Annotated in this window: 25 protein-coding genes; 6 read left to right on the top strand and 19 right to left on the bottom strand. The window is 35.4% G+C overall.

Annotation, left to right across the window (positions count from 1 at the left end; translation table 11 throughout):
- Positions 1 to 9: 9 nt before the first annotated feature.
- The 6 genes from Q4500_RS08465 to Q4500_RS08440 all read right to left on the bottom strand — a co-directional run bounded on the left by Q4500_RS08465 (position 10) and on the right by Q4500_RS08440 (position 4,684).
- On the bottom strand, positions 10 to 672 hold the full coding sequence (locus Q4500_RS08465; protein WP_303599256.1) for an SDR family NAD(P)-dependent oxidoreductase: 663 nt from the start codon (positions 670 to 672) through the stop codon (positions 10 to 12).
- A gap of 42 nt (positions 673 to 714) precedes the next feature.
- Positions 715 to 1,848, bottom strand: coding sequence for an MBL fold metallo-hydrolase (locus Q4500_RS08460; RefSeq protein ID WP_303599255.1), 1,134 nt, complete (start codon positions 1,846 to 1,848; stop codon positions 715 to 717).
- 253 nt (positions 1,849 to 2,101) lie between these two features.
- Positions 2,102 to 3,157, bottom strand: coding sequence for an ACR3 family arsenite efflux transporter (gene arsB / locus Q4500_RS08455; protein ID WP_303599254.1), 1,056 nt, complete (start codon positions 3,155 to 3,157; stop codon positions 2,102 to 2,104).
- A gap of 2 nt (positions 3,158 to 3,159) precedes the next feature.
- Entirely contained in the window at positions 3,160 to 3,792 is a 633-nt protein-coding gene (locus tag Q4500_RS08450; RefSeq protein WP_303599253.1) for a low molecular weight phosphatase family protein, read from the bottom strand.
- 21 nt (positions 3,793 to 3,813) lie between these two features.
- On the bottom strand, positions 3,814 to 4,281 hold the full coding sequence (locus Q4500_RS08445) for a DUF6428 family protein (RefSeq protein WP_303599252.1): 468 nt from the start codon (positions 4,279 to 4,281) through the stop codon (positions 3,814 to 3,816).
- Between the two features lie 73 nt (positions 4,282 to 4,354).
- Positions 4,355 to 4,684: a helix-turn-helix transcriptional regulator gene (locus tag Q4500_RS08440; protein ID WP_303599251.1), complete on the bottom strand. Its 330-nt coding sequence runs from the start codon at positions 4,682 to 4,684 to the stop codon at positions 4,355 to 4,357.
- A 286-nt stretch (positions 4,685 to 4,970) separates the two neighbouring features.
- Between Q4500_RS08440 and Q4500_RS08435 the strand changes: the two genes are divergently transcribed.
- Positions 4,971 to 5,627 carry a helix-hairpin-helix domain-containing protein gene (locus Q4500_RS08435; protein WP_303599250.1) on the top strand — a complete coding sequence of 219 codons (657 nt, stop codon included), beginning with the start codon at positions 4,971 to 4,973 and terminating at the stop codon, positions 5,625 to 5,627.
- A 121-nt stretch (positions 5,628 to 5,748) separates the two neighbouring features.
- Here the strand turns inward: Q4500_RS08435 and Q4500_RS08430 are convergent, their stop codons facing one another.
- The 9 genes from Q4500_RS08430 to Q4500_RS08390 form a co-directional block, all read right to left on the bottom strand.
- Positions 5,749 to 6,894 carry an alpha/beta fold hydrolase gene (locus Q4500_RS08430; protein ID WP_303599249.1) on the bottom strand — a complete coding sequence of 382 codons (1,146 nt, stop codon included), beginning with the start codon at positions 6,892 to 6,894 and terminating at the stop codon, positions 5,749 to 5,751.
- Between the two features lie 226 nt (positions 6,895 to 7,120).
- Positions 7,121 to 7,474, bottom strand: a complete 354-nt coding sequence (locus Q4500_RS08425) for a hypothetical protein (protein ID WP_303599248.1) — start codon at positions 7,472 to 7,474, stop codon at positions 7,121 to 7,123.
- A 79-nt stretch (positions 7,475 to 7,553) separates the two neighbouring features.
- Positions 7,554 to 9,134 carry an NAD(P)/FAD-dependent oxidoreductase gene (locus Q4500_RS08420; protein WP_303599247.1) on the bottom strand — a complete coding sequence of 527 codons (1,581 nt, stop codon included), beginning with the start codon at positions 9,132 to 9,134 and terminating at the stop codon, positions 7,554 to 7,556.
- Between the two features lie 325 nt (positions 9,135 to 9,459).
- Positions 9,460 to 10,692 (bottom strand): sulfate reduction electron transfer complex DsrMKJOP subunit DsrP, encoded by a 1,233-nt coding sequence (dsrP, locus tag Q4500_RS08415; protein WP_303599246.1) that lies wholly within the window; start codon positions 10,690 to 10,692, stop codon positions 9,460 to 9,462.
- Between the two features lie 91 nt (positions 10,693 to 10,783).
- Entirely contained in the window at positions 10,784 to 11,911 is a 1,128-nt protein-coding gene (locus Q4500_RS08410; protein WP_303599245.1) for a 4Fe-4S dicluster domain-containing protein, read from the bottom strand.
- Between the two features lie 10 nt (positions 11,912 to 11,921).
- The gene (locus Q4500_RS08405) at positions 11,922 to 12,554 is read right to left on the bottom strand and encodes a multiheme c-type cytochrome (RefSeq protein ID WP_303599244.1); all 633 of its coding nucleotides are present in this window, start codon (positions 12,552 to 12,554) and stop codon (positions 11,922 to 11,924) included.
- On the bottom strand, positions 12,544 to 13,260 hold the full coding sequence (locus Q4500_RS08400; RefSeq protein ID WP_303599243.1) for a cytochrome C: 717 nt from the start codon (positions 13,258 to 13,260) through the stop codon (positions 12,544 to 12,546). Before Q4500_RS08400 ends, Q4500_RS08405 begins: the two co-directional genes overlap by 11 nt.
- Before the next feature lie 3 nt (positions 13,261 to 13,263).
- Positions 13,264 to 15,591 (bottom strand): molybdopterin-dependent oxidoreductase, encoded by a 2,328-nt coding sequence (locus Q4500_RS08395; protein WP_303599242.1) that lies wholly within the window; start codon positions 15,589 to 15,591, stop codon positions 13,264 to 13,266.
- A gap of 11 nt (positions 15,592 to 15,602) precedes the next feature.
- Complete coding sequence (locus Q4500_RS08390; RefSeq protein WP_303599241.1) at positions 15,603 to 15,836, bottom strand: hypothetical protein; 234 nt, start codon at positions 15,834 to 15,836, stop codon at positions 15,603 to 15,605.
- A 295-nt stretch (positions 15,837 to 16,131) separates the two neighbouring features.
- On the opposite strand from Q4500_RS08390, the gene glp reads away from it, so the two are divergent.
- The 4 genes from glp (at position 16,132) to Q4500_RS08370 (ending at position 18,965) form a co-directional block, all read left to right on the top strand.
- Positions 16,132 to 17,313, top strand: coding sequence for a gephyrin-like molybdotransferase Glp (gene glp, locus Q4500_RS08385; RefSeq protein ID WP_303599240.1), 1,182 nt, complete (start codon positions 16,132 to 16,134; stop codon positions 17,311 to 17,313).
- 10 nt (positions 17,314 to 17,323) lie between these two features.
- Entirely contained in the window at positions 17,324 to 17,686 is a 363-nt protein-coding gene (locus Q4500_RS08380) for a winged helix-turn-helix domain-containing protein (RefSeq protein ID WP_303599239.1), read from the top strand.
- An 18-nt stretch (positions 17,687 to 17,704) separates the two neighbouring features.
- The gene (locus Q4500_RS08375; RefSeq protein ID WP_303599238.1) at positions 17,705 to 18,103 is read left to right on the top strand and encodes a molybdenum cofactor biosynthesis protein MoaE; all 399 of its coding nucleotides are present in this window, start codon (positions 17,705 to 17,707) and stop codon (positions 18,101 to 18,103) included.
- A gap of 256 nt (positions 18,104 to 18,359) precedes the next feature.
- On the top strand, positions 18,360 to 18,965 hold the full coding sequence (locus tag Q4500_RS08370) for a radical SAM protein (RefSeq protein ID WP_303599421.1): 606 nt from the start codon (positions 18,360 to 18,362) through the stop codon (positions 18,963 to 18,965).
- Between the two features lie 246 nt (positions 18,966 to 19,211).
- Here the strand turns inward: Q4500_RS08370 and Q4500_RS08365 are convergent, their stop codons facing one another.
- The 3 genes from Q4500_RS08365 to Q4500_RS08355 form a co-directional block, all read right to left on the bottom strand.
- On the bottom strand, positions 19,212 to 20,504 hold the full coding sequence (locus Q4500_RS08365) for an alginate export family protein (protein WP_303599236.1): 1,293 nt from the start codon (positions 20,502 to 20,504) through the stop codon (positions 19,212 to 19,214).
- An 84-nt stretch (positions 20,505 to 20,588) separates the two neighbouring features.
- Complete coding sequence (locus tag Q4500_RS08360; RefSeq protein WP_303599235.1) at positions 20,589 to 21,038, bottom strand: hypothetical protein; 450 nt, start codon at positions 21,036 to 21,038, stop codon at positions 20,589 to 20,591.
- A 784-nt stretch (positions 21,039 to 21,822) separates the two neighbouring features.
- On the bottom strand, positions 21,823 to 22,221 hold the full coding sequence (locus tag Q4500_RS08355; RefSeq protein ID WP_303599234.1) for a hypothetical protein: 399 nt from the start codon (positions 22,219 to 22,221) through the stop codon (positions 21,823 to 21,825).
- 394 nt (positions 22,222 to 22,615) lie between these two features.
- On the opposite strand from Q4500_RS08355, the gene Q4500_RS08350 reads away from it, so the two are divergent.
- Positions 22,616 to 24,100 carry an IS1182 family transposase gene (locus Q4500_RS08350; RefSeq protein ID WP_303599232.1) on the top strand — a complete coding sequence of 495 codons (1,485 nt, stop codon included), beginning with the start codon at positions 22,616 to 22,618 and terminating at the stop codon, positions 24,098 to 24,100.
- Between the two features lie 92 nt (positions 24,101 to 24,192).
- Here the strand turns inward: Q4500_RS08350 and Q4500_RS08345 are convergent, their stop codons facing one another.
- Positions 24,193 to 24,753: a mechanosensitive ion channel family protein gene (locus Q4500_RS08345; RefSeq protein ID WP_303599231.1), complete on the bottom strand. Its 561-nt coding sequence runs from the start codon at positions 24,751 to 24,753 to the stop codon at positions 24,193 to 24,195.
- Between the last annotated feature and the right edge of the window lie 46 nt (positions 24,754 to 24,799).

The raw sequence follows: 24,799 nt of genomic DNA, 5'->3' as shown, positions 1-24,799 counted from the left end.
CCCTAATCTTTAACTTGTGTAAACTATGTCTCTTAACGAACATCTGTCGAAAGCATTCATGCCCTTTAATTTATCAATGAATTTTTCTGATTTTCCATTTAAGAATAATTCTGTTTCTGTTGGTCCGGGTGCAAGGGCGTTTACAGGTATTCCCCTTCCTATTTCTTTAGAAAACACTCTGGTCATCTGCTCTACCGCGGCTTTTGAGGCGGAGTATAAAGCGTAAGTAGGGAACATCAATTTTACCGTAGTAGACGATATATTTATGATATTGCCATTATCTGATAACTTACTGTCAGCCTCTTGTAACATATTGAAGACTCCCTTTACATTTACATCAAACTGTTTGTTGAAGTCTTCTTGAGTATTGTCTTTCAATTTTTTATTGAACATGACACCAGCGTTATTTACCAACACGTCTACCTTACCAAATTCTTCTATAGTTTGGTCAAATAGCTGAGTTACCTGATCTCTATCGCTTACATCTGCTTTTATGGCAATAGCGTTTCCGCCATTACTTTTAATTTTAGCCACAGTAGCGTTTGCATCTTTTGTGCTATTTGAATGATTGACTACTATTTTAGCACCATTTTCTGCTAATAGAAATGCAATTTCTTGTCCGATACCTCGTGAGGCTCCTGTTACGTTGACTACCTTATTTTCTAATTTCATTGCGCTTTTTTTTTTGATTAGGTAATTTGAATAATTAGTGAATTACAGTCCTTTCCACCAATCACCATAGTTGTTCATAGAATCTTTTACAATAATCTCTTGCCCAATTTGTGGAGAAATTACCTGTAGGTTTAATTCAGTTGCTTTTGCTTCAACTCTTTTAATAGGATCTGTCCATTCATGTAAGGCAAGTTTAAATCCTGCCCAGTGAATTGGCATTATTTTTTTTGCTTTTACATCGATACCTGCTTGCGCGGTTTCTTCGGGCATCATATGAATATCTGACCACATTTGATTGTATTGACCGCATTCCATTAGCGCCAGGTCAAAAGGTCCGTATTTATCTCCTATTTCTTTAAAGTGATCGGCATAACCGCTATCGCCGCTAAAAAAGATATTCTCATGTTCTGATGAGATTACCCAAGAACTCCATAATGTACTTTGTGCATTGTTTAATCCTCTACCAGAGAAATGTTGTGCCGGTGTACAGACGAATTTTAGATTTCCGAATTGTGTTTCTTGCCACCAATCCATCTCCGTGATTTTAGCATAAGAAACTCCCCATGCAGTTAAATGATTACCAACACCTAGCGGAGTATAAAAATGATTGGTTTTATCCTTAATTTTTAAAACAGACTCGTAATCTAAATGGTCATAATGATCATGAGAAAATATAACTGCATCAATCTGTGGTAGTTGTTCAATTGCTATGGGGAATTCTTTATTAAATCGTTTTTCGCCTAAAAGCGGGTGAGGGGCTGCTACTGCACCGAACATAGGATCAATTAGAATATTTTTTCCATTAATCTGTAATAAGAAAGAAGAATGTCCGAACCAAATCATTCTTGCTTCTCCGCTGTAATCTGCAATGTTTACAGAATCTATTTTTTGCGGAACTAAATCTGCCTTAGGGCGACCATTTGGCACTTGGGTAGTGAAAAACTTGTAGGCTAAACTAAGCTTGTCAGAAAAGGCTAAATCTTCTGGTACCGGTTTTACATTACGAAATTTACCTTCTTTAAATTGTTGAGACTGCTCGTAGGCTAATTTCTGACCTTTGGTACTATCGCCACCGAAGCTTGGGTAAAAACTGGTGAATGCTAAAATAACTATTGCCAGTACGGCAATTATTAATAAGGTTGTTATCATTATTTTTTTAATAATTCTTTTGATCATATAATGTTATTTGACCGCGGCTCATTTTGTACCTGAACCTGATGTCGTACTTCTAAATATATTTATGCAAAGATAGTTCATCGATGTAATTGTATTTTTCAGAGAAACGAGTTTTAATAGTGATTATGAAAGTTAAATAATGTCATTAACGTTATGAGTAGTAATTGTATCCACAATGCAGGTAATAATCAAAAAAACAAAGTCAGGTATTAAAACCTGACCTTATCTAAATTCGTTATGTAATTTTTAAAAATTATGCTGTTTTAGGTTTCGGATTATCAAAGTATTTTTTCTTTAACCAAAAGGATACCCGAACTAAAAATATAAGTGCAGGGACCTCAACTAGCGGACCGATTACTCCTGCAAATGCCTGACCAGAATTGAGTCCGAATACCGCAATGGCAACAGCAATTGCTAATTCAAAATTGTTTCCGGCTGCTGTAAATGCTACTGATGCTGTTTTATCATATTCTGCACCAGTTGCTTTGGTAAAGAAAAATCCGATAATGAACATTAAGGTGAAATAGATAAGTAACGGGACTGCAATGATGAGCACATCCATCGGTATTTCAACTATTAATTCTCCTTTTAAAGAGAACATGATGACAATGGTGAATAACAGTGCAATCAGCGTCATTGGTGAAATTGCAGGTATGAATTTATTAGTATACCATTCTTCTCCCTTTAATTTTACTAATATTAGCCTGCTTAAGATTCCCAATAAAAATGGTAGTCCTAAATAGATGGCGACACTTTCCGCAATAGTACCAATAGATATATCTACTATGGCACCTTCAAAACCGAAATAGGGCGGAAGCACGGTTATAAACAGCCAAGCATAGAAACTATATGCAAATACTTGAAAGATGCTATTTAGGGCAACTAAACCAGCTCCATATTCGCTGCTACCTTCCGCTAGGTCGTTCCACACCAATACCATAGCAATACAACGCGCCAGACCAATAAGAATAAGACCAACCATATATTCTGGGTAATCTGATAAAAAGGTAATGGCTAGAATAAACATTAAAACAGGACCAATAATCCAGTTTAAAATAAGGCTTATAGATAGTATTTTGGTATTTCTAAACACCTTAGGCAGCAATGCATAATTAACCTTTGCCAGTGGCGGATACATCATTAATATCAACCCAATAGCAATAGGAATATTTGTACTGCCACTGCTAAATGAATTAATGAAATCAGGGAAGGTAGGGAAGAAGTACCCTATACCGACACCAAGCGCCATGGCGGCAAAAATCCACCATGTTAGGTTTTTATCTAGAAAACTTAATTTTTTAGAAGCCATTTTTACTTATTGATTTGTGAGAATATGTAAAATAATTCCGTTGCAATTTGTATACTTCTTTCAGTATATTTCTCTGCCTGCTGCGGAGTGTTATCAAATGCCTTAGGGTCTTCAAAAGTTATAGGAACTCTTTTTTCTGCTCCTGCAATAAAAGGGCAGCCGCCATCTGCTTGAGAGCATGTCATGACTGCTGCAAATTGTGCTGACGGATTAAAAGAATCTTCATAAGATTTAGAAAAACCAATTACCGGATGCTCGTTCTCAGAATACTTAATAGCATAAACCGGATTAGTGGTTTCTGATAATTTTTGAACCTGAAAACCTTGATTCTTTAATGTTTCCGCCACCATTGGAAATAGGGCAGTAGCTTCTGTACCACCAGAATAGCAAAACACATTTTTAATACTGTAATAGTTTGCCATAGTCTGTGCCCAAACTTGAGATAAATGACTTCTTCTGGAATTGTGAGTACAGATGAAATTTATTCTGATTTCTTCACTGGCGTTTGTTTTCTCTTGAATGTAATCTACCAATGGTTGTAAAACAACTTTACGATCTGCTGTAATAGCATCGGTATTTAATTCTTTTATTAAACTCTCAATTTCAGGTAACATATTCGTTTTTGTAGTAATCATTTTCTTTGGTTTATTTAAAGGTTAACAGCAATTGCCATCAGGTGCACAACATGGTTCATTATTAATATCCGAAAGTTTTACTTTTTGCTTTTCTTCAGGAATGCCACAATTATCTTTAGCCAAACAGTCTGTTTGTTTAGAAGTCAATGTAAAATAAGTACCGTCAAAATCAAGCCCAAATTTTTCAATGGTCTGTCCTTGGTATTCCACCTCAATTTCCAAATCATCTATCCCTAAAACCTTTTCCGATAGTTTAATAATATTGATCAGTTTTTCTGGGTGAAGCCTGTGATCATAATCATTGGCATTCCATAATTGGAAGTTGGCAACTTCTTCATTACGAACAGTACCACCGCAGTCAATAAAATTCTTGGTGATCTTACCAACTTCGGTTACGTGAAAATGATTGGGTACCAATTCACCATTTGGTAATTGAAACCCTATGGTGTCTAACTGTCCTAAAAGCTCTTTAATTTCTGATAGTCTCATAATGCTATGTTTTAAATTTTAATTTCTATTATTTATTTATCGCAATAAAACGATTAATCATGTTAATTTTTTTTTAGCAGCAACTGTTGCTAGAGATATCTTGATCTAGAAATTGCGCCATAATATCTTTCATGCTAGACCAGTTGTCTTTATCTATACAATAACAAACGCTAGTACCTTCTACATTACCTTTTATTAATCCTAAATTCTTCAATTCTTTAAGATGTTGAGATATGGTAGGTTGTGCCAAGCCTATTTCGCTGACCAAATCGCCACAAATACAAGTGTCTATCTTGAACAAATGCTGTAATATAGCAACACGTGCAGGGTGACCAAAGGCTTTTGCGAACATAGAAATCTTGTTCTGCTCATTGGTAAACATCTCTGTCTTTGCTAATCCCATTTTTTTAACTTAATTGTTTCATTGCAATATTACGATATATAAAATATAATGAAGTAAATAAATTGTTTTTTTTCTGGAATCGCACCAACATTTTTTAATTCATTATCTCAAAGTAACTACAATCATAACAGAGAATTAATAATATGTTTCCATTCCTTTAATAAAAAGATTTAGGATCAGTTAAAATCTTACCTTATTGGTAAAATATTCTAATTACTTTATGCAAACTTTTGAAAATGAGTAATTTCTATGTAACTTTTATCTAGAATTAAAACACTACAGAAAAATGGCATTAACAAAAGAGACAAAAGGAAAGGGTACGCATACTACCGTTACGTTTACTGTTGGGGAGAATGAAGCCCCTAGCGCAGCAAATGTTATATTATTGGGAGATTTCAATGATTGGCAAACTAATGATAGTTCTTACCGAATGGAAAAAAAGAATGGGTCTTATGTAAAAAGCATAAAACTAGAAACTGGTAAACGTTACGAGTTTAGATACTTGAGCGAAGATAAAGGCTGGTTTAATGATTATGCAGCTGATGCATACGTGCCATCACCGTATTCAGGTATAGATAATAGCGTTGTAGATTTAACTGTTTTGCCGGCGAAAAAGAAACCGGTTAAAAAAGCAACGGCTAAGAAACCAGCAGTTAAAAAACCAGTGGCAAAAAAATCTACGGCTAAGGCTAAGAAAGATGATTTAAAAAAGATTGAAGGTATTGGACCAAAAATTGCATCTATTTTAACTGATAAGGGTATCGGAACTTTTGAAAAATTAGCTGGGGCGTCTGTAAAGACACTTGAACAAATTCTAAAAGAAGCTGGTCCACGTTATACCATGCATAAACCCGGTTCATGGCCAAAGCAAGCTAAATTAGCTACTTCTGGAGATTGGGATAAATTAAAAACTTTACAAGATAAATTGGACGGTGGTAAATAATTACAAAAATTATTCATAACAAAAAGCCCTAAGAATAGATCTTAAGGCTTTTTGTTTGCTGTATGTACATTGGTCTGATTTTAAATGATTTATGTGTGATTTTTGATTAAAGCTTATTTGCTCAATTATTTTTTTTCAATTTCAACAACATCTCTTTTCCGTGTTCATTATTAGGGTTTAAGGTTATAGATTTTTCATACATTTCAATAGCTTCAGTCTTTTTATCTGCTATCAACAAAGCTTCACCATAACTATCATAAGCATTGGCACTTTCTGGAAATAATATGGTGGTTGTTTTAAATACGTCTAGCGCTTTGTCCAATTTTTGGGTTTGTAAAAAGGAGTAGCCCAATGTATTTAAGTCGTGTTCTGAACGATTATGGACCTTAGTTACAATTGTTAAGTCAATTGCATTGTCCAAAGCCTTTTGTAAGACTACATTTTGTTGATTTTCGTCTAGTGTTTTTACATAGACTTTAACTATAGCGTTGATAACTAAACCAGGATTATCATTAAAAATAGCATGACCACTGCTTTCAGCTATAATATTGGTTACATTGTTGTTTTTATTGCCTAAATCTACATGTACTTTTTTCCATCTATTAGCATATTCTTCTGGATATACTGGAGCGGATTTATCTGGAAAAATATTTGTAACAGGAATATTTTCAGGAAACTGCGTGTTTCGTAATGAACGCATAATTTCATTGTAATTAAAATTCAGGTAATAATCGCCGGTACCCTTTGGTATGGTGTTTATGTCAACAAACATATCTCTCATAGCTAAGAAATCATCATTCCAAAAATCACTTAGCGTAGCATCTATTAAAACAATCGATTTTACTTTCTTAGGATGTTTATTCGCGTATAATAGATTATAGAGACCGCCATAGGAATGTGAAACCAAAATGATATCATCATCGTATCCTAATTTTGCAAGTCCGGTTTCTAATTCCTTTATTCCGTTTTCAATATCGAAATCTGAATCGTTCTTCAATGCCGGATTCAATTCACTTTGTCCGAAACCTGATCGGTCATAGGTTATTAATGTAGTGCCGGTAACTTGATGTATCCTTTCTAAAATAGGAGTCCAAACAGAACTATCATCTCCGCCACCGGCTTCAAAAAGAATCGGAGTTCCTTCTCCTTTAATGATATTAAAATGCATGTTGAGACCGCCCACATTTACTAGCGTATCTATCGTTTGAGAATGGGCGGAGAGCGATAAAGAGAAAATTGCTAAGAAAGCAAAGTAGAACTTTTTCATTTTTGGTTTGTGTTTAGTTCTAGTAATTTACAATATTTCAGCAATATAGTAGGGTGGCGGTATGTAAAGACTACATGAAGTTTTAAAAGTGCTGTAATGAGGTATTGACTATTTATGGTGAATAGACTATCGGCGCATATTGTTATGATTTGAGAATTAAATATTTTACGGCTTTTGCGAAAAAACACTTAGAGATAATTATGTTTTCAAATTTAGAATGTACTTTTTAGTTCAAATATAACTTTTGATTTTTCGTCAATTTATTAGATAGAATCCCAAAAAATGAGCTTATAAATAAAATTATTCCACCAACGATAATTGAGTAGAATAGTGGGGAATTATGTATAAGTCCTAAACCAATACCTATTAAAAGCATAGCGATGAATACTTGTCGAATACATTTTTTATAAGTTCTGTATTTCATCTTTAACAAAATATCTTCACTCAATATTTTCTCAATTTGATTTTCGTCAATCAAACCTTCTTTCTTGAGTTCTTTAAGTTTTTCAGTTACTTCTAAGCGACCAAATTGAAATCTTTTATCCGATAACAATACCGTCGTATCAACATCTATTTTCATTCTAATTAATTTAAATAGGCAATACAAAAAGTTAACCTATATCTAAATTTAATTCGTGTGGTTCTATTTGATGTAAATCTTAAACCTTTTTTAAAATATTTTTACCGGTAATTGCCATGGTAGTTAGTACGCCAGAGAAAAGTGCGCCACCAATGCCTGCGGTTACAATATCTTGTCCCGTTAAATAAAAATTCTTGACAGGGGTTTTTGGTTTTAAAAATGACTGTCTATATCGAGCAGGAGTGTGGTCTAGACCGTAAATCTCCCCTTTCTTATAATTTATAAAATGTTGTGTAGTTAGGGGAGTAGATAATTCGTAGCAATTTACCTTACCCTCAACTTGTGGTAGTTGTTTATAAACTTCTTTTAATAACCGTTGTGCAAATTCTTCTTTTTTGGCTTCATATTCTGCGCCTCTTTTTTTCCATGGTGTGCCTTCCCATTCTTCGAAAGCTTCATAGGGCACCAAAGTAATAACATCAATAGTACTTTTTGTAGGATAGCGATTCGACCAATCTGGATCTTTCGCTGAAGGAAAAGAAAGATATACTAACGGAAAAGGTTGAGACATATCTTTTAAATAGTTATTTATGCAGGTGTCATGATCTCCGTTTTCTGGGTATACCCAATAATTGGTTTTTGGTAAACCTAGTTCTGCAGGTGTCCCTTCTAAACCAATATATAAACTGGCGTGTGCTACCGATCTATTTACCTTTTGTAATTGTTTGGTTAGTCGATGTTTTTGTACTGTAGTTGATGGTAATAACTTGTTATAGGTTGTCATTACACCGGCATTGCTAATTACATTATCTGCATGAAATACTTTTCCATCTTTCATACGGACACCAACAGCCTTGTTATTTTCAACAATTACTTCTGCTACTTCGGCACTTACCAAAATGGTGCCACCAGAAGCTGTAATTACTGGATCGACTTTTCTTGCAATTTGAGAAGATCCACCAACCGGAAAACTACCACCATCAAAATAATGACGCACTACAGAAGCATGCATAGAAAAGCTACTTTGTTTTGGCGGTAAACCATAATCGCCATATTGCGCGGTTAAGACCTTTATTAGCGTTTCGTTGCTCGTTAATGAACTTATAACCTCATAGGTTGTTCTGTCTGAAAATTTGTAAAATGGTTTTTTAAGATATTTACCAAATAAGGTATTCCAAATAGGTGCTATGCCTTTACTTATATAATAGTTTTTACTTGTTTTTACAGCCTTAAAAACTAAATCTACATAGCTGTTTATTGCTTTTTCTTCTTCAGGGAAATAAGCAATCATCTGCTTTTTAAAATTTTTAGCTCCTTTTACAAGATCATAATGTTTATTTCCGATGATAATGCGGTCGTAAACATTACCCATATCTGCCCACTTTAATTCGCCGTCTGTGATGTAGTCAAACAACTTCTTTAAAAGACTGGTTTCACGCTGCATTTCTCCTATATAATGTATGCCAACATCCCACTCGTAACCTTTACGTTTAAAAACATGTGTAAAACCACCAGCGGTATAGTGCCTTTCTAGAACAAGTACTTTATGACCCTCTTTAGCTAAAATTGCGGCAGTAGCGAGACCTCCCATTCCGGATCCTATAACAATACTATCATATTTTTCTTGTAATTTCGGCTTCTTTTTATAGGATTGAATCATATGACTTTTTCAATGGTTTAGTTATTGCAATTATGAAAGGGAAGCCAACTTTTTATTTTCCCCTGAATATATGCGAGAAAGGTTTTGAGGTAAGAAGTTTATATTATTATCAATCTTTTTGATATTTACATTAATTTTTAATTATTTCATTGCATACACCAATTTATTAAAATCTTCATAATCATGTTTTGTGAATTGGAAAAAGAATCTCTGGTCAGGGCATTTTATTATGATAAATTTTCACTGTAGTATACGATTGTTAAACTTATCTCTATTTCAACCATTTTATTTTTTACTAAAAAACTAAAATATTTATCAAGCTTTATTATGTCGAAGTATTTTTGTCTTTGTAATAAAGCTCACCTAACTCAATACCAATAGCCGTTTTGGCAAGAATAGTAAAAACAAATGCGCCTAGAGCCCATATGCCAATGGTTACGCCAATTTCTACACCCGTAGGTAAATATTCTACTATTTTTCCATAAGGTCCAGGTATAAAACCAGGAACTATTAAACCGAAGCCTTTTTCTATCCATATAGCTACAAAGAGTATAAAACAACAGAAGTACAAAACTTTGAGGTTATTTCTTAGCTTGTTAAAAGTAAGCAGAACCGTTGCAAGAACGTTCAAGGGAATGGCAGTCCAGATCCAAGGTAAAAGTGCGTTTTTGCCGTGTAGGCCAAAGAATAGGTAATAGGCACTTTCGCTATGATGCGTAGGAGCATAAAATTCTTTAAACAACTCTGAAATAAGCATAATCAAATTTATTTGAGCCGCCACGGTTACGATCATCGCTATTTTTTTGATTGTTTTATCCTCTATTTTGAAGGCGGTAAACGAACGAATAATTGCTAGAATTAAAATAATTAGTGAAGGGCCTGCAGCAAATGCCGAAGCTAAAAAACGAGGTCCTAATAGAGCATTGTTCCAAAATGGACGAGCCTGTAAACCTTGGTATAAAAATGCGGTTACAAGATGTATTCCCACAGCCCAAAATACAGATAAAATAGCACCGGGAACATAGACACTTTTCTTAGCTTCTTTGTTTTGATAATGCTTAAATAGAATATAAAAGGGAATACTAATATTTATAAATAGATAGCCGTTTAGAACAATAACATCCCAAGTTAACATGGAGTTAGGGAAGTTAAAAACCCCTATTCCAGGAATCATATGCCATAGTACAGAGGGTTCGCCCATGTCGGCGACAACAAACGCTAGGCACATAATTAGTGCAGCTACTGCTAGGCCCTCACCAATTAAGACGGCTTGTTTAAAATCAAGGTCTTTTAAAACATAGGTTGGCATTACTAGCATAACTGCCGCTGCCGCAACACCCACTAAAAAGGTAAAGTTAGAAATGTATAACCCCCAACTAACGCGGTCAGACATTCCCGTAGCGCTAAGTCCTTCCTCTAATTGTATAGAATAACAATACATACCAATAAGCATTACCAAGGTTAAAAAACCCATCCATAAGTGATATCGTTTAGATCCCTTAGTTATAGTATCTAAACTATCTATAACCAAACTTTTAAAAACTTTAAATGTTCCCATTTTATATTATTTTAAACCAACCGCTACAGAATTTTTAATATATTCTGAACGTTTCGATTTATGTGCTTTCTTTTAATAAACACTATACGTGTTAGTCCATAAAATACCAGAATTTAGGTTCTGTACCTAAATCTTCTTTCAACCTAAATACTTTCTTATTTTCTAATACCCAACGTATGGTACTATCAGGATCTAATAGGTTACCAAAAATACGGGCACCTGTAGGGCATGCTTCTACACAAGCAGGATTTTTACCTTTACGCGTGCGTTGCACACAGAATGTACACTTTTCCATGACACCTTTTTTACGCATTCTGTTCCCTAAGTAATGTTGATTTTTGTTAACTTCTTGTTCAGGAACTTCAGGTTTGCTCCAGTTAAATCTTCTGCCATCGTAAGGGCAAGCAGCCATACAATAACGGCAGCCAACACACCAGTCATAATCTATAACCACAAGACCGTCTTCTTCTTTCCACGTAGCCTGAACGGGGCAAACTTCTACACAAGGCGGGTTATCACAATGAAAACACTGCGTTCCCATATAAAAATGGCCTTCTGCAGGTACCTCGTGATAATAGTTATCATCAGCTTTATTGAATTTAAAACCTTCACCATCTTTCATCTCATGAATACGGATGTATTGCATTTCAGAATTTCGGTCTTGGTTGTTCTCTTCTACACAGGCGCTTACACAATTCATATACCCTTGGCACTTTGAAATATTGAAAGCATAGCCAAAGAGTACATCTTCTGCCGCATTTTCTGCTGTCATGTTTATTTTCTTATGCGTTCTTAATTCATATGAACGCATAAGTCTATTTATGGTGCCTTGCTTCTCCTCATCGGTCATTAGTTTATAGTTTCCTTTAAACTGCTCTTCCCAATCTATCTGAGCTTTTTCTTTGGTATCGCTTCCGGTGGTTACGCTACATGAAGTAGTAACTGCGCCAGCGCCAATTAAAAGGCTAGCAGTTAGTTTTTTGAAGGCACTTCTTCTGTCCATTTTTACATCAAAAACCTGCTCAAAACCATCTCGGTGGCGTTCTTCACCAATAGATGCATTAATGGCAGCCTCGTAAAACTCATCGGCGCTTAGTTCTTCTTCTTTAGGACTGCTGTTACAGCTACCTTCTGTTTTACCGCAACCACAAGTACCTGATGATTCTTTTTTATTGTTTAGACCTAGGTCTAGAGAGTACCACTTTTTATTATCACTCATACCTTTATGTTTAATGATCTAAACCTTCGTTACGTTCTATAGCCGTTTTTGTATTGAATTGTACGGGCCATCTTTTTTCAAAACTTGGACTGTGTGGATTATGACAGTTTACACAGGTATTAGATGCTCGGGGCGGAGCCCATCCAGCTACTTTTTTACCGTGAGCGCCACCTTTCCAATCTTCAAACTGATTAGAATGGCATTGCGAACAAATTTTATAACTTAAGTTGAAATCAATGTCTTTACCTGTTAAACTGTTTAGATTGTTCATATTCGAACCGTTATGACAGGTTGCACAGTTCATGGCATCGCCATTTGCATGGCTCAGTTTAATATCCCAATGTGCTTTTTGTATGTCTGTACCTGCCATTTCAGATAACGGTTTACTATGACATTCGATACAGGCAAATGATTTTATTTGACTTTTTCGTTCTGGAATTAGAAAGGTATTTTCCCCTTCGGTAATTTTTATTAGTTCTGTATCAACTAATAACTCATCTGAGGTCAGGTTACCGTGGTATGGTTTACTTTCTGCTTCTATTTTATCGGATATGGAGTGGTATTCTCCTTCTTTTTCTTTGCAAGAAATTAAGGTACCCCCTAGAAGTAATACTACAAGATATATTAGCGTTCTATTTTTCATTTAATTTTTCGAATTGTCTTAAAAATGTATTCGTATCAATATTTGGTTGCTCAGTTTGCTTTGGTAAATGGCATTGTCTACAATTGATCCGGTCTGGGTGCGAAACTCTTATTTCTTTAGGGGCACTTGGTCCTCCGTGACAAGAAATACAACTTTCTCTCATCTGTAATTGATGTGGTATCATTGGCGGGCTTCCTACTAATGCATTGTTTGCTCCTTCACCTACTTTTGGTGGTTCTGGTTTTTCAAAGCCATTTTCTATAAAATTACTAGTTGTGTTCTTAGTAACGTGGCACTGTCGACAGTTTATCATCTCTGGATGCGGTGTAACAGGGGCATAGGCATTAAATTTTTCTACAAATCCGCCATTTTGATGACATTGTATACAGGTATTGCCTCCAAAACTTCGCTCTTTTATTACCGGGTGAGGAATACTAGGTGGAGCACCTGGATATGCTCTATTATCATAATATGTATCTAACGTTCGTTGATGATTTTCATCTACAGGCATATTTAGATAATCTATACCTGCATCATCAAATCGTCTAAAAACACCACTTTCTGAGGGAATGAAATTTCCTGTTGGTGTTTCGATAATGGGTATATAAGCTTCTTCTAACCCTTGTTCATAGCTATAGTTCCAAACAACGATAAACGCTATGAAGATTATGACAAAAAACGATATGATTCCAAGTCTCTTTTTCATAATCTATGCTCTTTCTACTTTAACCGCGCATTTTTTATAGTCTGGTTCTTTAGAAATAGGGCAGAACGAGTCTAAGGTTACATCATTAATTAACATATTTTCATCAAAGAAAGGAACGAATACTTGCCCTTTGGTTGGTAAACCTCTCTCATTAATAGATGCTGGTAAGGTGCAAGAACCACGGCGAGAGCTTACTTTAATGTTTTCTCCGTTCCTAATTCCTAAAGCTTTCGCATCATCTGGGTGAAACTCTACATAAGCATTAGGCATTGCTTGATGTAGTACTGGAATTCTACGTGTCATAGATCCTGTATGCCAGTGTTCTACAACTCGCCCTGTATTTAACCAGAATGGATATTCTTGATTTGGTTTCTCTGGTGCATCTTCAAAAGGACGTTGCCAGATTACGGCTCTACCATCTGGTTTACCATAAAAATGGAAGTCTTCATCATTTGAACAAGCGGGGTCATATTTTGCATTATAACGCCATTGAGTAGACTTGCCGTTTACATAAGGCCATATAACCCCAGACTCTTTCTTTAAAACTTCAAGTGGTGCCATACTGTGTTCTGCACCTTCATGAAATTGTCTGTATTCGTAATATATTTCTTCTACGTGATTTTCTTTGCTATAAGGGAATAGGCCCTCAAACCCCATTCGTCTTGCTACTTCAATAAACATCCAAGTATCTGGTGTTGCATCTCCTGGAGCATCAACCATTTTCTGCCAATACTGTGTTCTTCGCTCAGAATTACCATAAAGTCCACCTTTTTCTATGTGCCAAGCGGCCGGCAAAATAACATCTGCTACATCTGTAGTAGGTGTAGGGAATACATCTGAAACAACAACAAAACAAGATTTCTTTTCCATTGCTGGTCGGTAACGGCTGGTCTTAGGTAATGAAACTAAAGGGTTGGTAGCTTGTACCCATATAAAATTAATATCTCCACGATCTACAGCTCGGAACATTTCAGTGGCATGATAGGTAGGTTTAGATGGAATACGCTCTACAGGAACTTTCCAAATTTTAGCTGCCATTTCTCTATCTTTCTTATTCACTACTAAACCGTGTGGTAGTTTGTGTGTAAAGGTTCCCACCTCACGAGCGGTACCGCAAGCAGATGGCTGCCCTGTTAATGAAAAGGGCCCGTTGCCAGGTTGTGAAATTTTACCTGTAAGTAAATGAATGTTGTAAACAAGATTGTTCATCCATGTTCCTCTAGTGTGTTGGTTCATTCCCATACACCAGTAGGATACTACTTTTTTATTGGGGTCACCATAAATAGCCGCTAGATATTTAATGTCCTTAACCGATACCTTAGAATATTTAGATACTTTCTCTGGACTATAATCTTTTAGAAATTCTTTATAAGATTCAAAATCTATTTTCTCTGGCTTATCAGTAAACTTAAACTTGTCTTCTAAACCGTAACCAATATTGGTAAGACCTTTACTAAAGCTACAATGCTTCTCAACAAAGGATTTATTTACCCAACCGTTTTTTATGATCTCATAACAAATAGCATTAGCCACCGCTAAGTCTGTCTGCGGTTCAAATAAGATAGACCTATCAGATGCCGTACTAGAACGTGTAGTTCGTGTAGCAAAATCTATAATTTTAGCACCACGTTTCGTTTTTTGTTCCAACATTCTAGAGAATAACACCGGGTGCATTTCTGCCATATTATTACCCCAGGTAACAAAATAATCTGCGTGATCAATATCTTCATAACAACCCATAGGCTCATCTGCCCCAAAAGAGGTTAAGAACCCTGTAACGGCACTTGCCATACAAAGGCGTGCATTACAATCTAGATTATTGGTTCCAATAGCTCCTTTCATAAATTTAGAAGCAATATAGCCTTCTGGTATGGTAGACTGGCCGGAAGTATACATGGCTACAGAATCTTTACCGTTCTGCGAAATTGATTCTTTCATCTTAGAGGCAACTAGATCTAAAGCTTCACTTAATGGGGTTTCTACGTATTTTCCATTTTTCTTTACTAAGGCTGTTTCAAGTCTGTCTTTAGATTGAATACACATAATCTGGTGGTATCCTTTTACACATAATAACCCTTTATTCACTGCCGAGTTTGGATCACCTTTTACCGCAACAGCTTTTCCGTTTTCAGTACCTACAAGTATGCCACAACCTACGCCGCAGAATCTACACGGACCTTTTTTCCAATCTAGTTTTGCATTTTCAGGAATTCCTTTTTCTTGTTCCCTGGCAAATACAATACCTGGAAACATAGATGCAGCCGCTGTAATTGCAGACAACATTGCCATTTTTTTTATAAAACTCCTTCTATTTGTTACAGAATCGTACATAGCTATATAAATTATTGAGAGGTGTTAAAACCAGAAACTAAGGCAAGTAATTTTAGACTGCTTAGGGCTTCAATTTTTTCTTTTAGTATTTCGTCTTCTTTTTCGTTTTGGGTATCGGTAACCAATGCCAAAATGTTTTGGTTCTCAGCAGGAATAACTTCGCATTGTCCAAGAGTAACTAATGCGGTCATTAATTCTTCTTTTCTTCCTGCGATAGGGTGAGCTAGATAACTTTTAATGGGCATTTTTGGTCGGTCATTTAAGGGTGAGAACTATTAATTTTCTTTAACAGTTGTTTAACAATTTAATAAAAATAGTAAAGCATAGTGTTTAAAAAGATGATTAATATCATAGAAATCGTAATAAATCACTCGTTATATTTGAATGGAAATAACGATTTTTGTGTTCATCATTTCTTGAAATTGATACTTATTACAAGGGCACAACTAATATTTTTTTAGAAAAAATATTGATTTTAAAATTGAATTAGGTTTTAAATGTTTACATAATAAGATTTAAAGCAAGTATAACACAAGTCTAATGATAGATACCACTACAGCCATAGAATTGGTTTTATTACATGGCTCCATTAATACGAAATTTCTTGAAGTTGACCTTAGTGATGGACTAGATTATGTTCTGGCCAAAGATGTAATTTCAGAAATAGATATGCCTCCTTTTAGGCAATCTGCTATGGACGGTTATGCTTTACATATAGGAGATGATGTTTTTTACACTATCGTAGGTGAAGTAAAGGCAGGTGATAATAACAATCTAACTTTAAATAAGGGAGAAGCTGTGCGCATTTTTACGGGAGCTCCAGTGCCCGTTACAGCAAACACGGTTGTAATGCAAGAAAAGGTAATCGTAGATGGCAGTAAAATTACCATTGAAGAATCTCTAATTGTGAATACGAACATCAGGCCCCAAGGAGAGCAAATTAAAGCAGGTGGTATTGCCATGAACAAAGGAACTACAATTAAGGGAGTTCATATAGGATTTTTGGCCAGTTTGGGTGTTACTAAAATTACGGTTTGTGAAAAGCCGTCAATAGCCATTTTAGTTACGGGTAACGAACTTGTAAGTCCAGGTGCTAAGTTGTGTTATGGTGAGATCTACGAATCTAATGGCGCTATGCTAACCGCTGTGTTAAAAGAATTAGGTTATAAAAATACCTTGGTTCTCATTATTAAGGACGATTATGATAAAACAAAAAATGTATTAAAAGCTGCCATCAAAAGACATGATATTGTAATTGTTACAGGTGGTGTATCAGTAGGAGATTATGACTATGTTGGAAAAGCATTTAATGCTATTGGCGTACAAGAGATTTTTTATAAGGTGAAACAAAAGCCCGGAAAACCACTATTTTTTGGAATGAAGGAAGGAACATCAATATTTGGACTCCCCGGTAATCCTGCCGCTGCGCTTAGTTGTTTCTATATTTATGTGTATCCTCTTTTAAAGAAGTACGAAGGTGCAGAACATATGAAACTACCAAGTATTTTTTTGCCTTTGTTATCTGACTATTCGGTAAAAGGAACTCAAGCACAATTTCTAAAAGCGCGAATAGAAGATGCCGGAATTATGATTTTAGGAGGACAGAGTTCTGCTATGATACGTGCTTTTGGAGATGCCAATGCACTGGTTTGTTTACCTAAAAACTCTACAGAAATTAAAAAAGGTCAAAATGTAAAAACCATATTACTGCCCACTAAATAAACTGTTTGTTATGAGCGATTATAAAATTAAAAGTAGGATTTGGATAGAAGTAGGGGATAATGTTTTAGTAGGAGAGGGAAGAGTTCGACTATTAAAGGAAATTGAAACACTGGGCTCATTATCAAAAGCAGCAAAGTCTATTGGCATGTCTTATAAGAAAGCGTGGACTTTGGTAGATGCTGTAAACAGATCTGCAAAGCAAGCTGTCGTAACAACATCAGTTGGTGGACAAAAAGGAGGAGGGACGGTTATTACACCCTATGGCAAAAAACTAATAGTAGCCTTTGATATAATTAACAAAAAGTGTTGGGAATTTTTGGATCAAGAATTTGAAATGCTAAACGAAATTTTAAAAGATACAAAATTAGAGTAAAGAACTAGAATTAGACCCATGAGCACTATTTATAAAAACGTATTTAAACCAGGCGCAATTTCTTCGTCATTTATAGCGGAATCTATTGCCAAACATCAATCTAAAACTTCTATTGGTGCGCATAATATTTTTCTAGGCCAAGTGCGGGCAGATGTTGTAGATGATAAAAAAGTTGCAGCTATTGAGTATACGGCATATGAAGATATGGCAAATAAGAAATTTCATGACATACGAGAAGCTACTTTTGATAAATTCAACCTTACATGTATGCATATATACCACAGTATGGGAGAGGTAAAATCAGGAGAAATATGTCTGTTTGTTTTTGTCTCGTCTCCTAGAAGAAAAGAAGTCTTTAAAGCATTAGAATATGTGGTGGAAGCTATAAAAGTAGAAGTGCCTGTTTTTGGAAAATAAATTTTTGAAGATCAATCCTTTCAATGGAAAGTAAATAATTAATCATATGTTAGACACCGCATTTAAAACCATACTTACCAATAATTTTGGTAGAATATATACCTACTTACGCATCTCGCTTACGTAACGTTGTAATTTACGCTGTTCGTATTGCCTGCTTGCAACTGGTATTCCACTTTCTCCAAAATCTCATATTATGACGTATGAGGATATCTACGTTATTGCAAAAGAGTTTGTGAATAATTAAGTTACCAAAATAAGCTTTACGGGTGGCGAGCCTTTAGTACGAAAGGATGCAGCTTTGATCATCGAGAAATTGGCTTCTCTTCCTATAGAATTGGCAATAACCACCAATGGTGTAATCGTAGATAAATTTATTGATACTTTTAAGAAAATAGAACTTAAAAAAATTAATGTAAGCCTAGATATTTTGAACAATGTTCACATACTTTTAGAACCCGTAGGCACTATTTTAAAAAGGTCTATACAATATATATTGGTAAATGAGGGCTTTGAGGTAAAAATAAGCTGTGTTTTAATAAAAGATTTTAATGAACACGAGATTATCTATTTTATAGTACTTATCAAAAATTGCGCGGTGCAGATTCGTTTTATTGAGTTTACGTCATTTGATGGTAATAACAGGAATTTGGAAAAACTTGTTTCAACTGAAGAGGTATGGCAACAAGTGTACAATAAGTATGATACTAGCAGTTATTCAAGACTTAATGATGTACCTAATGATACTGCCAAAAATATTCAAATAAGGGGTTATAAGGGCACTTTTGCAGTCATAGGCTCTGTTGTAACCAATCCTTTTTGCGATAGTTGTAATAGAATACGCTTAACTGTAAACGGGTAACTTAAGAATTGTTTGTTCTCTGCCACGGAATTTGAATTACTTACACCTCTTCGTGAAGGAAAATCAATAACTACAATAATTGGGAAAGCGTAACAGGCAAAGCAAAAAATGCGTAACGGTATGGATACTCTAGAAAAATTTAAGAATTCAGATTCTCATTACAATCGGGGTATGGTTGCTAATGGTGGATAAAATATGCTGCAATCTTTTGGATTGCAGCTTTACCATGTTGAGGTAGTTGTATGCTTAGTTTGATGCTTTACTCAAATTTGTTTTAACAAGATTTGGGTTGATGGTTAGCTGAACCCAGCCCCAGTTGTTGGTATTATCACTTGGTCTACCGCCTTTTATTAGCGACATACTATTTGAAGCAAACATTTGAGAATAACCTACATTTAATTTTACATTTTTCATTAAGACCTGTGTAAATACCAAATCTAATTCTGTTCCCAGATAAGCATCTGCATCACCGGTAAGATCTGCGTTGGCGCTAAAATAATGACCTTTGAGCAATAGGTTTGATTTTTGTCCTGTGGTAAAAACAACTTTTCCGTACACATCATTAAGTCCAACATTGTTAGCATGGTTACCTACATAAAAATAATCCATGAATCCATTAAACTTGTGATTTGTGCCATAAAGAGGAAAAAACGATTTATTTTTTGAGTCACCGTTTTGGTCTGTTCCGCTTAAAAGTTCAATACCTAATCCGTAAAGAATTTTATTAGATTTATAAGTAGCCTCTAAAGCCAATTGATAGGCAGCTAAATCTGTTGTTGCATTTGCTTTTCCAAATTGATAATAGGCACTACCAGCTAAATCTATGTTTTGAATAGGAAATTTAAAGTAAGAACCTGTAGTTTGTCTATAAGAAACGCCGTCTGCAATATCATTAGCATCACCTGTAAAATCTTGAAAACCTGTGTTTAGAAAAAGAAAACTCACAGAACTTTTCTGCCATGATTGCTTTAGATAGGCATACTGCATAGATTTATAAGTAAAAAAACCTTGAATATTATATGCTGTTCCTTCGTTTTGAGTGGATTCTTGGCTGAAGGCTCCACCTAGGTCAAGCATGAATTCATCTTTCTTATAGCTTATGATTGCAGCATCGTGAAAGCGTCCTTGCATTGCCCAGTCCAGGCCACCAAAAATACGTTGATCATCATAAGAAATTACTTGTCTACCTAATTTGGTGGCCCAATTTTCATTGAACTTTAATTGGGCCCAAGCTTGAAACAAAAAGAAAGAATCATTACCATCTACCGATAATACCTGTCGGGTATCTCCCCAAGTACTCACATCTTGTACAGCAATAAATAGCTTTAATTTTTCCTCAGTATACCCAATATTAAGACGCGTACGTTGGTTTACAAATGCAGCTGGATCGGCATCATTAGGGAAGAGGTTGTTAAATCCGTGGCGATATTCAAAGCGTGCTCTTAAATCTGCATCTACTTCTAGGGTTTGTGCTGTTATAGGGATAACGTTGAAAATAAGTAGAAATAGAATACCTATATGAGATCTTTGTATGGTCATAATAGTTGATTTAACATATTTGGCAACAAAGGTTCGCTATTTGAACTTTAATAAAAATGACATTTGTCACTTTTAAAATATATTCTAAACACCTGGATTCCAGCCAAGAGCAATAGCTACTTGTTTATCCTCTTTTATAATTGAGCGTAACATATAGGGCCTGTCTACATCAACATTTTGTATGCTTTCAGCAATAGGTTCACCGTCGATTGTAACTATACCCTTAAAATTAGTTAAGGGCTGATGACCTAGCCCATATCTGTTATCTTCTACTAAGAGTAACATCAGCATTTTCTCAGGATTAGGAGTTGAGCAGTAGATGCCAAGGTCATCCCATAAATAGACGTTGTTTTTTGTTTGTTTAATAGGTTCAATACGTGATGCCTCTCCCAATATACTTTTTAGAACTGTGTAGTTGGTAGGGAAACTAATGAGTACATTATTAAGATGTATCTCTTTTGGGCTACATTCCAAAGTAATCTTATCACTTTTCTTCTTTCGTTTACTAGCATCCCTAAAGTCGAATATTCCCATATTCTGCAAGTTATTTATTTTTTGGATTATCGCAGGTAATTTGTAATTTATTATAACCGAAAAAGTATGTAAACATAGTTTGGGCTTCGATGTTTCAAAATTTAAATTATCTCTATCATGGTGTTTTCAAAATAAAAAGCTAGTTAAGTAATATTGGTTCTGTGTCGATATTTTCAATAAAATGAAGGGCTACAAAGAACTTTTGAAATGGTATGGGGTATTGGTCTGCGGTGAGGAAGAGCTAGTGTTGTGACAGAATTTAATAACATTTGCATTCCGCAATCTAAGAAGTGAAATATCCTGCATTAATCTTTTAACTTTAACTAGTCTCAATCTGAATATTCTATTCATGTACCTGCTGTTTATGTTTTTTAAACTCCTTACAAAGTATAGATATTTTTCGCCTATTTTCAAGACATCAAAATCACTTGGTGTTAATTAAAATTCAATATTCATAAGTGCTTGTTCGCCATTCGTACTTTCCATTTTTCAAATCTAATTTTCATAATTAGATTCCCAAAAACTATTAAAATATGTTTGTTACTTTGTTTTATGATAGGATAATTATATAAACCAAAGCGATATTAAAGGAGAGATAATGAAGGTTAGAGGTAATTTCAAGTATATTTATTTCGTTGCATTGATTAACTACATAAACAGATAATATAATAATAAAAAAAGCCTTAGAATCTGATTTTAGAATCTATGAGCTTAGAAGAATAGTGTCTCAGTTAAGTATAGCATTTGTTTGTTTCTTACCCAGGTTTTTTGTTGGTAAAAGAGTTTATTCGATATCCTGGTCATTTATTTCAAATTCGTATTTGAAAAATCTTTTTGATGGTTCACTAGCTATCCAATAGCTATCTATGTTATAAATATTTCTATTGGTGTCATTTGGTTTGTACACCTTTAGAACCTCATCCAACTGATTTTTAATAACTACAGAGTCGTATTCCACAAGTGAAGGTTCAAGAAATGTACTTCCAATATCAAAACTTTCTTGGAAGAGTTGAATTTCATTTGGAGCAATTTGTAATATTATACTTGAACTTACATCAAAGGATATAAATTCTATCGTTAGGTTTTCAGAAGTCAAATTTTCAATATTAGCTTCCATATCAGATACAGGATCGCAGCTGAATATCAAAATCATTGTCAAAGTCAATACCATTAGTTTTTTCATAAGATCATGTTTTGATTATATAATAACTAAGAATGGAAAAACCCTATATGAAAATTGATTGATTTTTTCTTATTGCTCTTTCTGAATTCTAAAAAAAAATAATCTGTCTTTTACTTTGTTGTGTATGTTAAGTTACGTAGTTATGAACGAAAGTTAGCACATAAATCACAGATAGAATATTCCGAAGTAATGTTCGTAAGTCGGCGGTGACCTAGCAATTAATTATACATGTTGTGCCTGTTGCACAAGTTAGGAAAAAAACGGGTTGTGATCATTGCCAATAGGGAGAACGATCGTAATTTTAGGTGTGCAGGGAAAGAAGGAGTATCAGGAAAAGCTTTTTGCACAATTTCAACTGAGCGAACGCATTCCCAAGAACAATTTTTAAAGGCGTTTGAAAGGCGTCCTGGATTTGGAATTTCTTTATATGCTTACTCGTCCCTATTATGGTGAGAGCGGCCAGAAGAGCATTGACCCCGTTGTATTCTTCAAGATATGTCTGGTAGGCTACTTGGAGAACATCATCAGCGACCGTAAGCTTATCGACCATTGTTCCATGCGCTTGGATATTCTATATTTCATAGGCTACGATATCGACGAGGAGCTGCCATGGCATTCTACCATAAGCCGTACCCGCCAACTGTTCTCCGAGTCGGTATTCGAGGAAGTGTTCACGAATGTTTTAGAGTTGTGTGTTGAAAAGGGAATGGTCAGCGGTGATACCCAGGCAATCGACAGTGCGCCCGTGAAAGCGAACGCTTCTATGGATACCTTGGAGCTCAAGGTACCGGAAGATGAACTTGACGAGCACCTTAGAAAGGTACGTGCCCTTAGTTCGATGGATAAAGAAGCGCCCCACCGTAAGAGTAAAGACGATAAGTCGGATAAAGGACAACGAAGTGTTACCGCCAACGATAATGGGCTCTCCGTGATAAAGGGCCGTAACAGGAAATGGGCGAAGGACCAGGACCAAAGGCCTTGTGCCGGCAACAAGGGAGCCAAGTATACCAGTAACAAAACACATTATAGCCCAACGGATCCCGATGCCAGGATAAGTGTAAAACCCGGTAAGGCCAGAAAGCTGAACTACCTTTCACAATTGAGTGTAGATACGACACATCATGTGATAACGGATATTAAAGCGTACCATGCCGATGGCAAAGACAACCAGCAATTACAAGATATAGTACAACGCTTACAAAGGAGATTATGGAAACAAGGTTTAGTGTTTGAAAACTGCGTAGCCGATACAGGTTATAGTAGCGGGGAGAATTATGCATTTTTAGAAAACCAGGGGTTAAAGAGTTTCATTCCTCCCCACGGTACTTACAAAGGCGGGCCAACGGACTTCATTTATAATGAAACAGCAGATCATTATATATGCCCAAAGGGTAAGGTTATCCCCTTTACCAAGGAATTTTTAGATTACCGCACTAAGACTAAGAAGAAAGAGTATCGTGCTAGAAAACAGGTTTGTATCGATTTCCCAATGCGTAGCAGTTGCTTAGGTAAAAGCGCACAAGAGAAGAAGTTTAGTGTTACGTATTATAGAGCTGAGTATCAGAGAAACATAGTCAGGGTCAACAGTAAACAAGGCAGGTATATGAAGGGCAAACGCCAGAGCACGGTAGAACCGGTATTTGGCACCTTGACCCAGTTCATGGGCATGCGCAAGATAAATACCATCGGGATCAAACAGGCGAACAAGGTAATGCACCTATCGGCCATTGCCTATAATATGAAAAAGTACCTGAAATTCGACCAAAAACTTGTGGAAAGTGGGGTAGGAACATTCGCTTTTGCAACACTTGTCAAAAGTGCCTTTGAATTACTGTTCGGTCCTTCCTTAAAGCGTCCAAAATTAACTTTCCCTTTCTGAGCGAAAAAAAAAGCCCCGTAAAGATGCTTGTATAAATCCGTTTTTTTAGGGATTAATGACTTGTGCAACGGTTACTGTTGTTGTAGCCAGTATTAATTTTTTATTTTATGCTTATCTTGATCTTTAGGTATGTTAACACCATCAGTTAAATGTAACATCTGAGTAGGAAATGCAAACTCAATTCCCGATTCATTCAATTCTTGAATGATCTTAATAATAATATATTGTGCATGCTCCATATACTCCCAATGATTAGGTGGAAAATGCCAATATAGTATGAAGATATTAAAGGAATCTTCATTGATGTTATTAAAAAATACCTTGGGTGGATAATCAGGATCATTAATAGCTTGATTAGGATGATTTTCTTCACTATCGGGAATTGATAATATATCTCGTATCATCCCAACAATTTTATCGACTTCTTCATATGGCGAATCATGTTTCAATCTGATATCAAAATCTCTTCTGATAAATCGTCTGGCTTGAATATTTTCAATTTCAACAGATGCCATTTTTTCATTTGGAATAGAGACTAATGGACCTGTAAGCAATCTTATTTGTGTAGACCTAATTCCAATAGATTCAATGGTGCCATTATAATTTAGAACCTTAACCCTATTGTAGGCTTCCCTAAAAATAGGACAGTTCATAATTCGAATTTACTAACTTTAAATTCAAACTGTCACGATGAAAAAC

The organism is Maribacter sp. 1_MG-2023, from assembly GCF_030547005.1.
GTDB lineage: Bacteria > Bacteroidota > Bacteroidia > Flavobacteriales > Flavobacteriaceae > Maribacter.
This window is presented reverse-complemented; position numbering and strand designations above follow the sequence as displayed.

Excerpts from the sequence above, each read along its gene's own strand:
- Q4500_RS08445 (WP_303599252.1), bottom strand. The coding sequence starts at position 4,281 with ATGAGACTATCAGAAATTAAAGAGCTTTTAGGACAGTTAGACACCATA.
- Q4500_RS08430 (WP_303599249.1), bottom strand. The coding sequence starts at position 6,894 with ATGAAAAAGTTCTACTTTGCTTTCTTAGCAATTTTCTCTTTATCGCTC.
- Q4500_RS08410 (WP_303599245.1), bottom strand. The coding sequence starts at position 11,911 with ATGAGTGATAATAAAAAGTGGTACTCTCTAGACCTAGGTCTAAACAAT.
- Q4500_RS08360 (WP_303599235.1), bottom strand. The coding sequence starts at position 21,038 with ATGGGAATATTCGACTTTAGGGATGCTAGTAAACGAAAGAAGAAAAGT.
- dsrP (WP_303599246.1), bottom strand. The coding sequence starts at position 10,692 with ATGGGAACATTTAAAGTTTTTAAAAGTTTGGTTATAGATAGTTTAGAT.
- Q4500_RS08345 (WP_303599231.1), bottom strand. The coding sequence starts at position 24,753 with ATGAACTGTCCTATTTTTAGGGAAGCCTACAATAGGGTTAAGGTTCTA.
- Q4500_RS08460 (WP_303599255.1), bottom strand. The coding sequence starts at position 1,848 with ATGATCAAAAGAATTATTAAAAAAATAATGATAACAACCTTATTAATA.
- Q4500_RS08440 (WP_303599251.1), bottom strand. The coding sequence starts at position 4,684 with ATGGGATTAGCAAAGACAGAGATGTTTACCAATGAGCAGAACAAGATT.
- Q4500_RS08390 (WP_303599241.1), bottom strand. The coding sequence starts at position 15,836 with ATGCCCATTAAAAGTTATCTAGCTCACCCTATCGCAGGAAGAAAAGAA.
- glp (WP_303599240.1), top strand. The coding sequence starts at position 16,132 with ATGATAGATACCACTACAGCCATAGAATTGGTTTTATTACATGGCTCC.
- Q4500_RS08380 (WP_303599239.1), top strand. The coding sequence starts at position 17,324 with ATGAGCGATTATAAAATTAAAAGTAGGATTTGGATAGAAGTAGGGGAT.
- Q4500_RS08420 (WP_303599247.1), bottom strand. The coding sequence starts at position 9,134 with ATGATTCAATCCTATAAAAAGAAGCCGAAATTACAAGAAAAATATGAT.
- Q4500_RS08425 (WP_303599248.1), bottom strand. The coding sequence starts at position 7,474 with ATGAAAATAGATGTTGATACGACGGTATTGTTATCGGATAAAAGATTT.
- Q4500_RS08435 (WP_303599250.1), top strand. The coding sequence starts at position 4,971 with ATGGCATTAACAAAAGAGACAAAAGGAAAGGGTACGCATACTACCGTT.
- Q4500_RS08365 (WP_303599236.1), bottom strand. The coding sequence starts at position 20,504 with ATGACCATACAAAGATCTCATATAGGTATTCTATTTCTACTTATTTTC.
- Q4500_RS08405 (WP_303599244.1), bottom strand. The coding sequence starts at position 12,554 with ATGAAAAATAGAACGCTAATATATCTTGTAGTATTACTTCTAGGGGGT.
- Q4500_RS08465 (WP_303599256.1), bottom strand. The coding sequence starts at position 672 with ATGAAATTAGAAAATAAGGTAGTCAACGTAACAGGAGCCTCACGAGGT.
- Q4500_RS08375 (WP_303599238.1), top strand. The coding sequence starts at position 17,705 with ATGAGCACTATTTATAAAAACGTATTTAAACCAGGCGCAATTTCTTCG.
- Q4500_RS08395 (WP_303599242.1), bottom strand. The coding sequence starts at position 15,591 with ATGTACGATTCTGTAACAAATAGAAGGAGTTTTATAAAAAAAATGGCA.
- arsB (WP_303599254.1), bottom strand. The coding sequence starts at position 3,157 with ATGGCTTCTAAAAAATTAAGTTTTCTAGATAAAAACCTAACATGGTGG.
- Q4500_RS08400 (WP_303599243.1), bottom strand. The coding sequence starts at position 13,260 with ATGAAAAAGAGACTTGGAATCATATCGTTTTTTGTCATAATCTTCATA.
- Q4500_RS08450 (WP_303599253.1), bottom strand. The coding sequence starts at position 3,792 with ATGATTACTACAAAAACGAATATGTTACCTGAAATTGAGAGTTTAATA.
- Q4500_RS08355 (WP_303599234.1), bottom strand. The coding sequence starts at position 22,221 with ATGAAAAAACTAATGGTATTGACTTTGACAATGATTTTGATATTCAGC.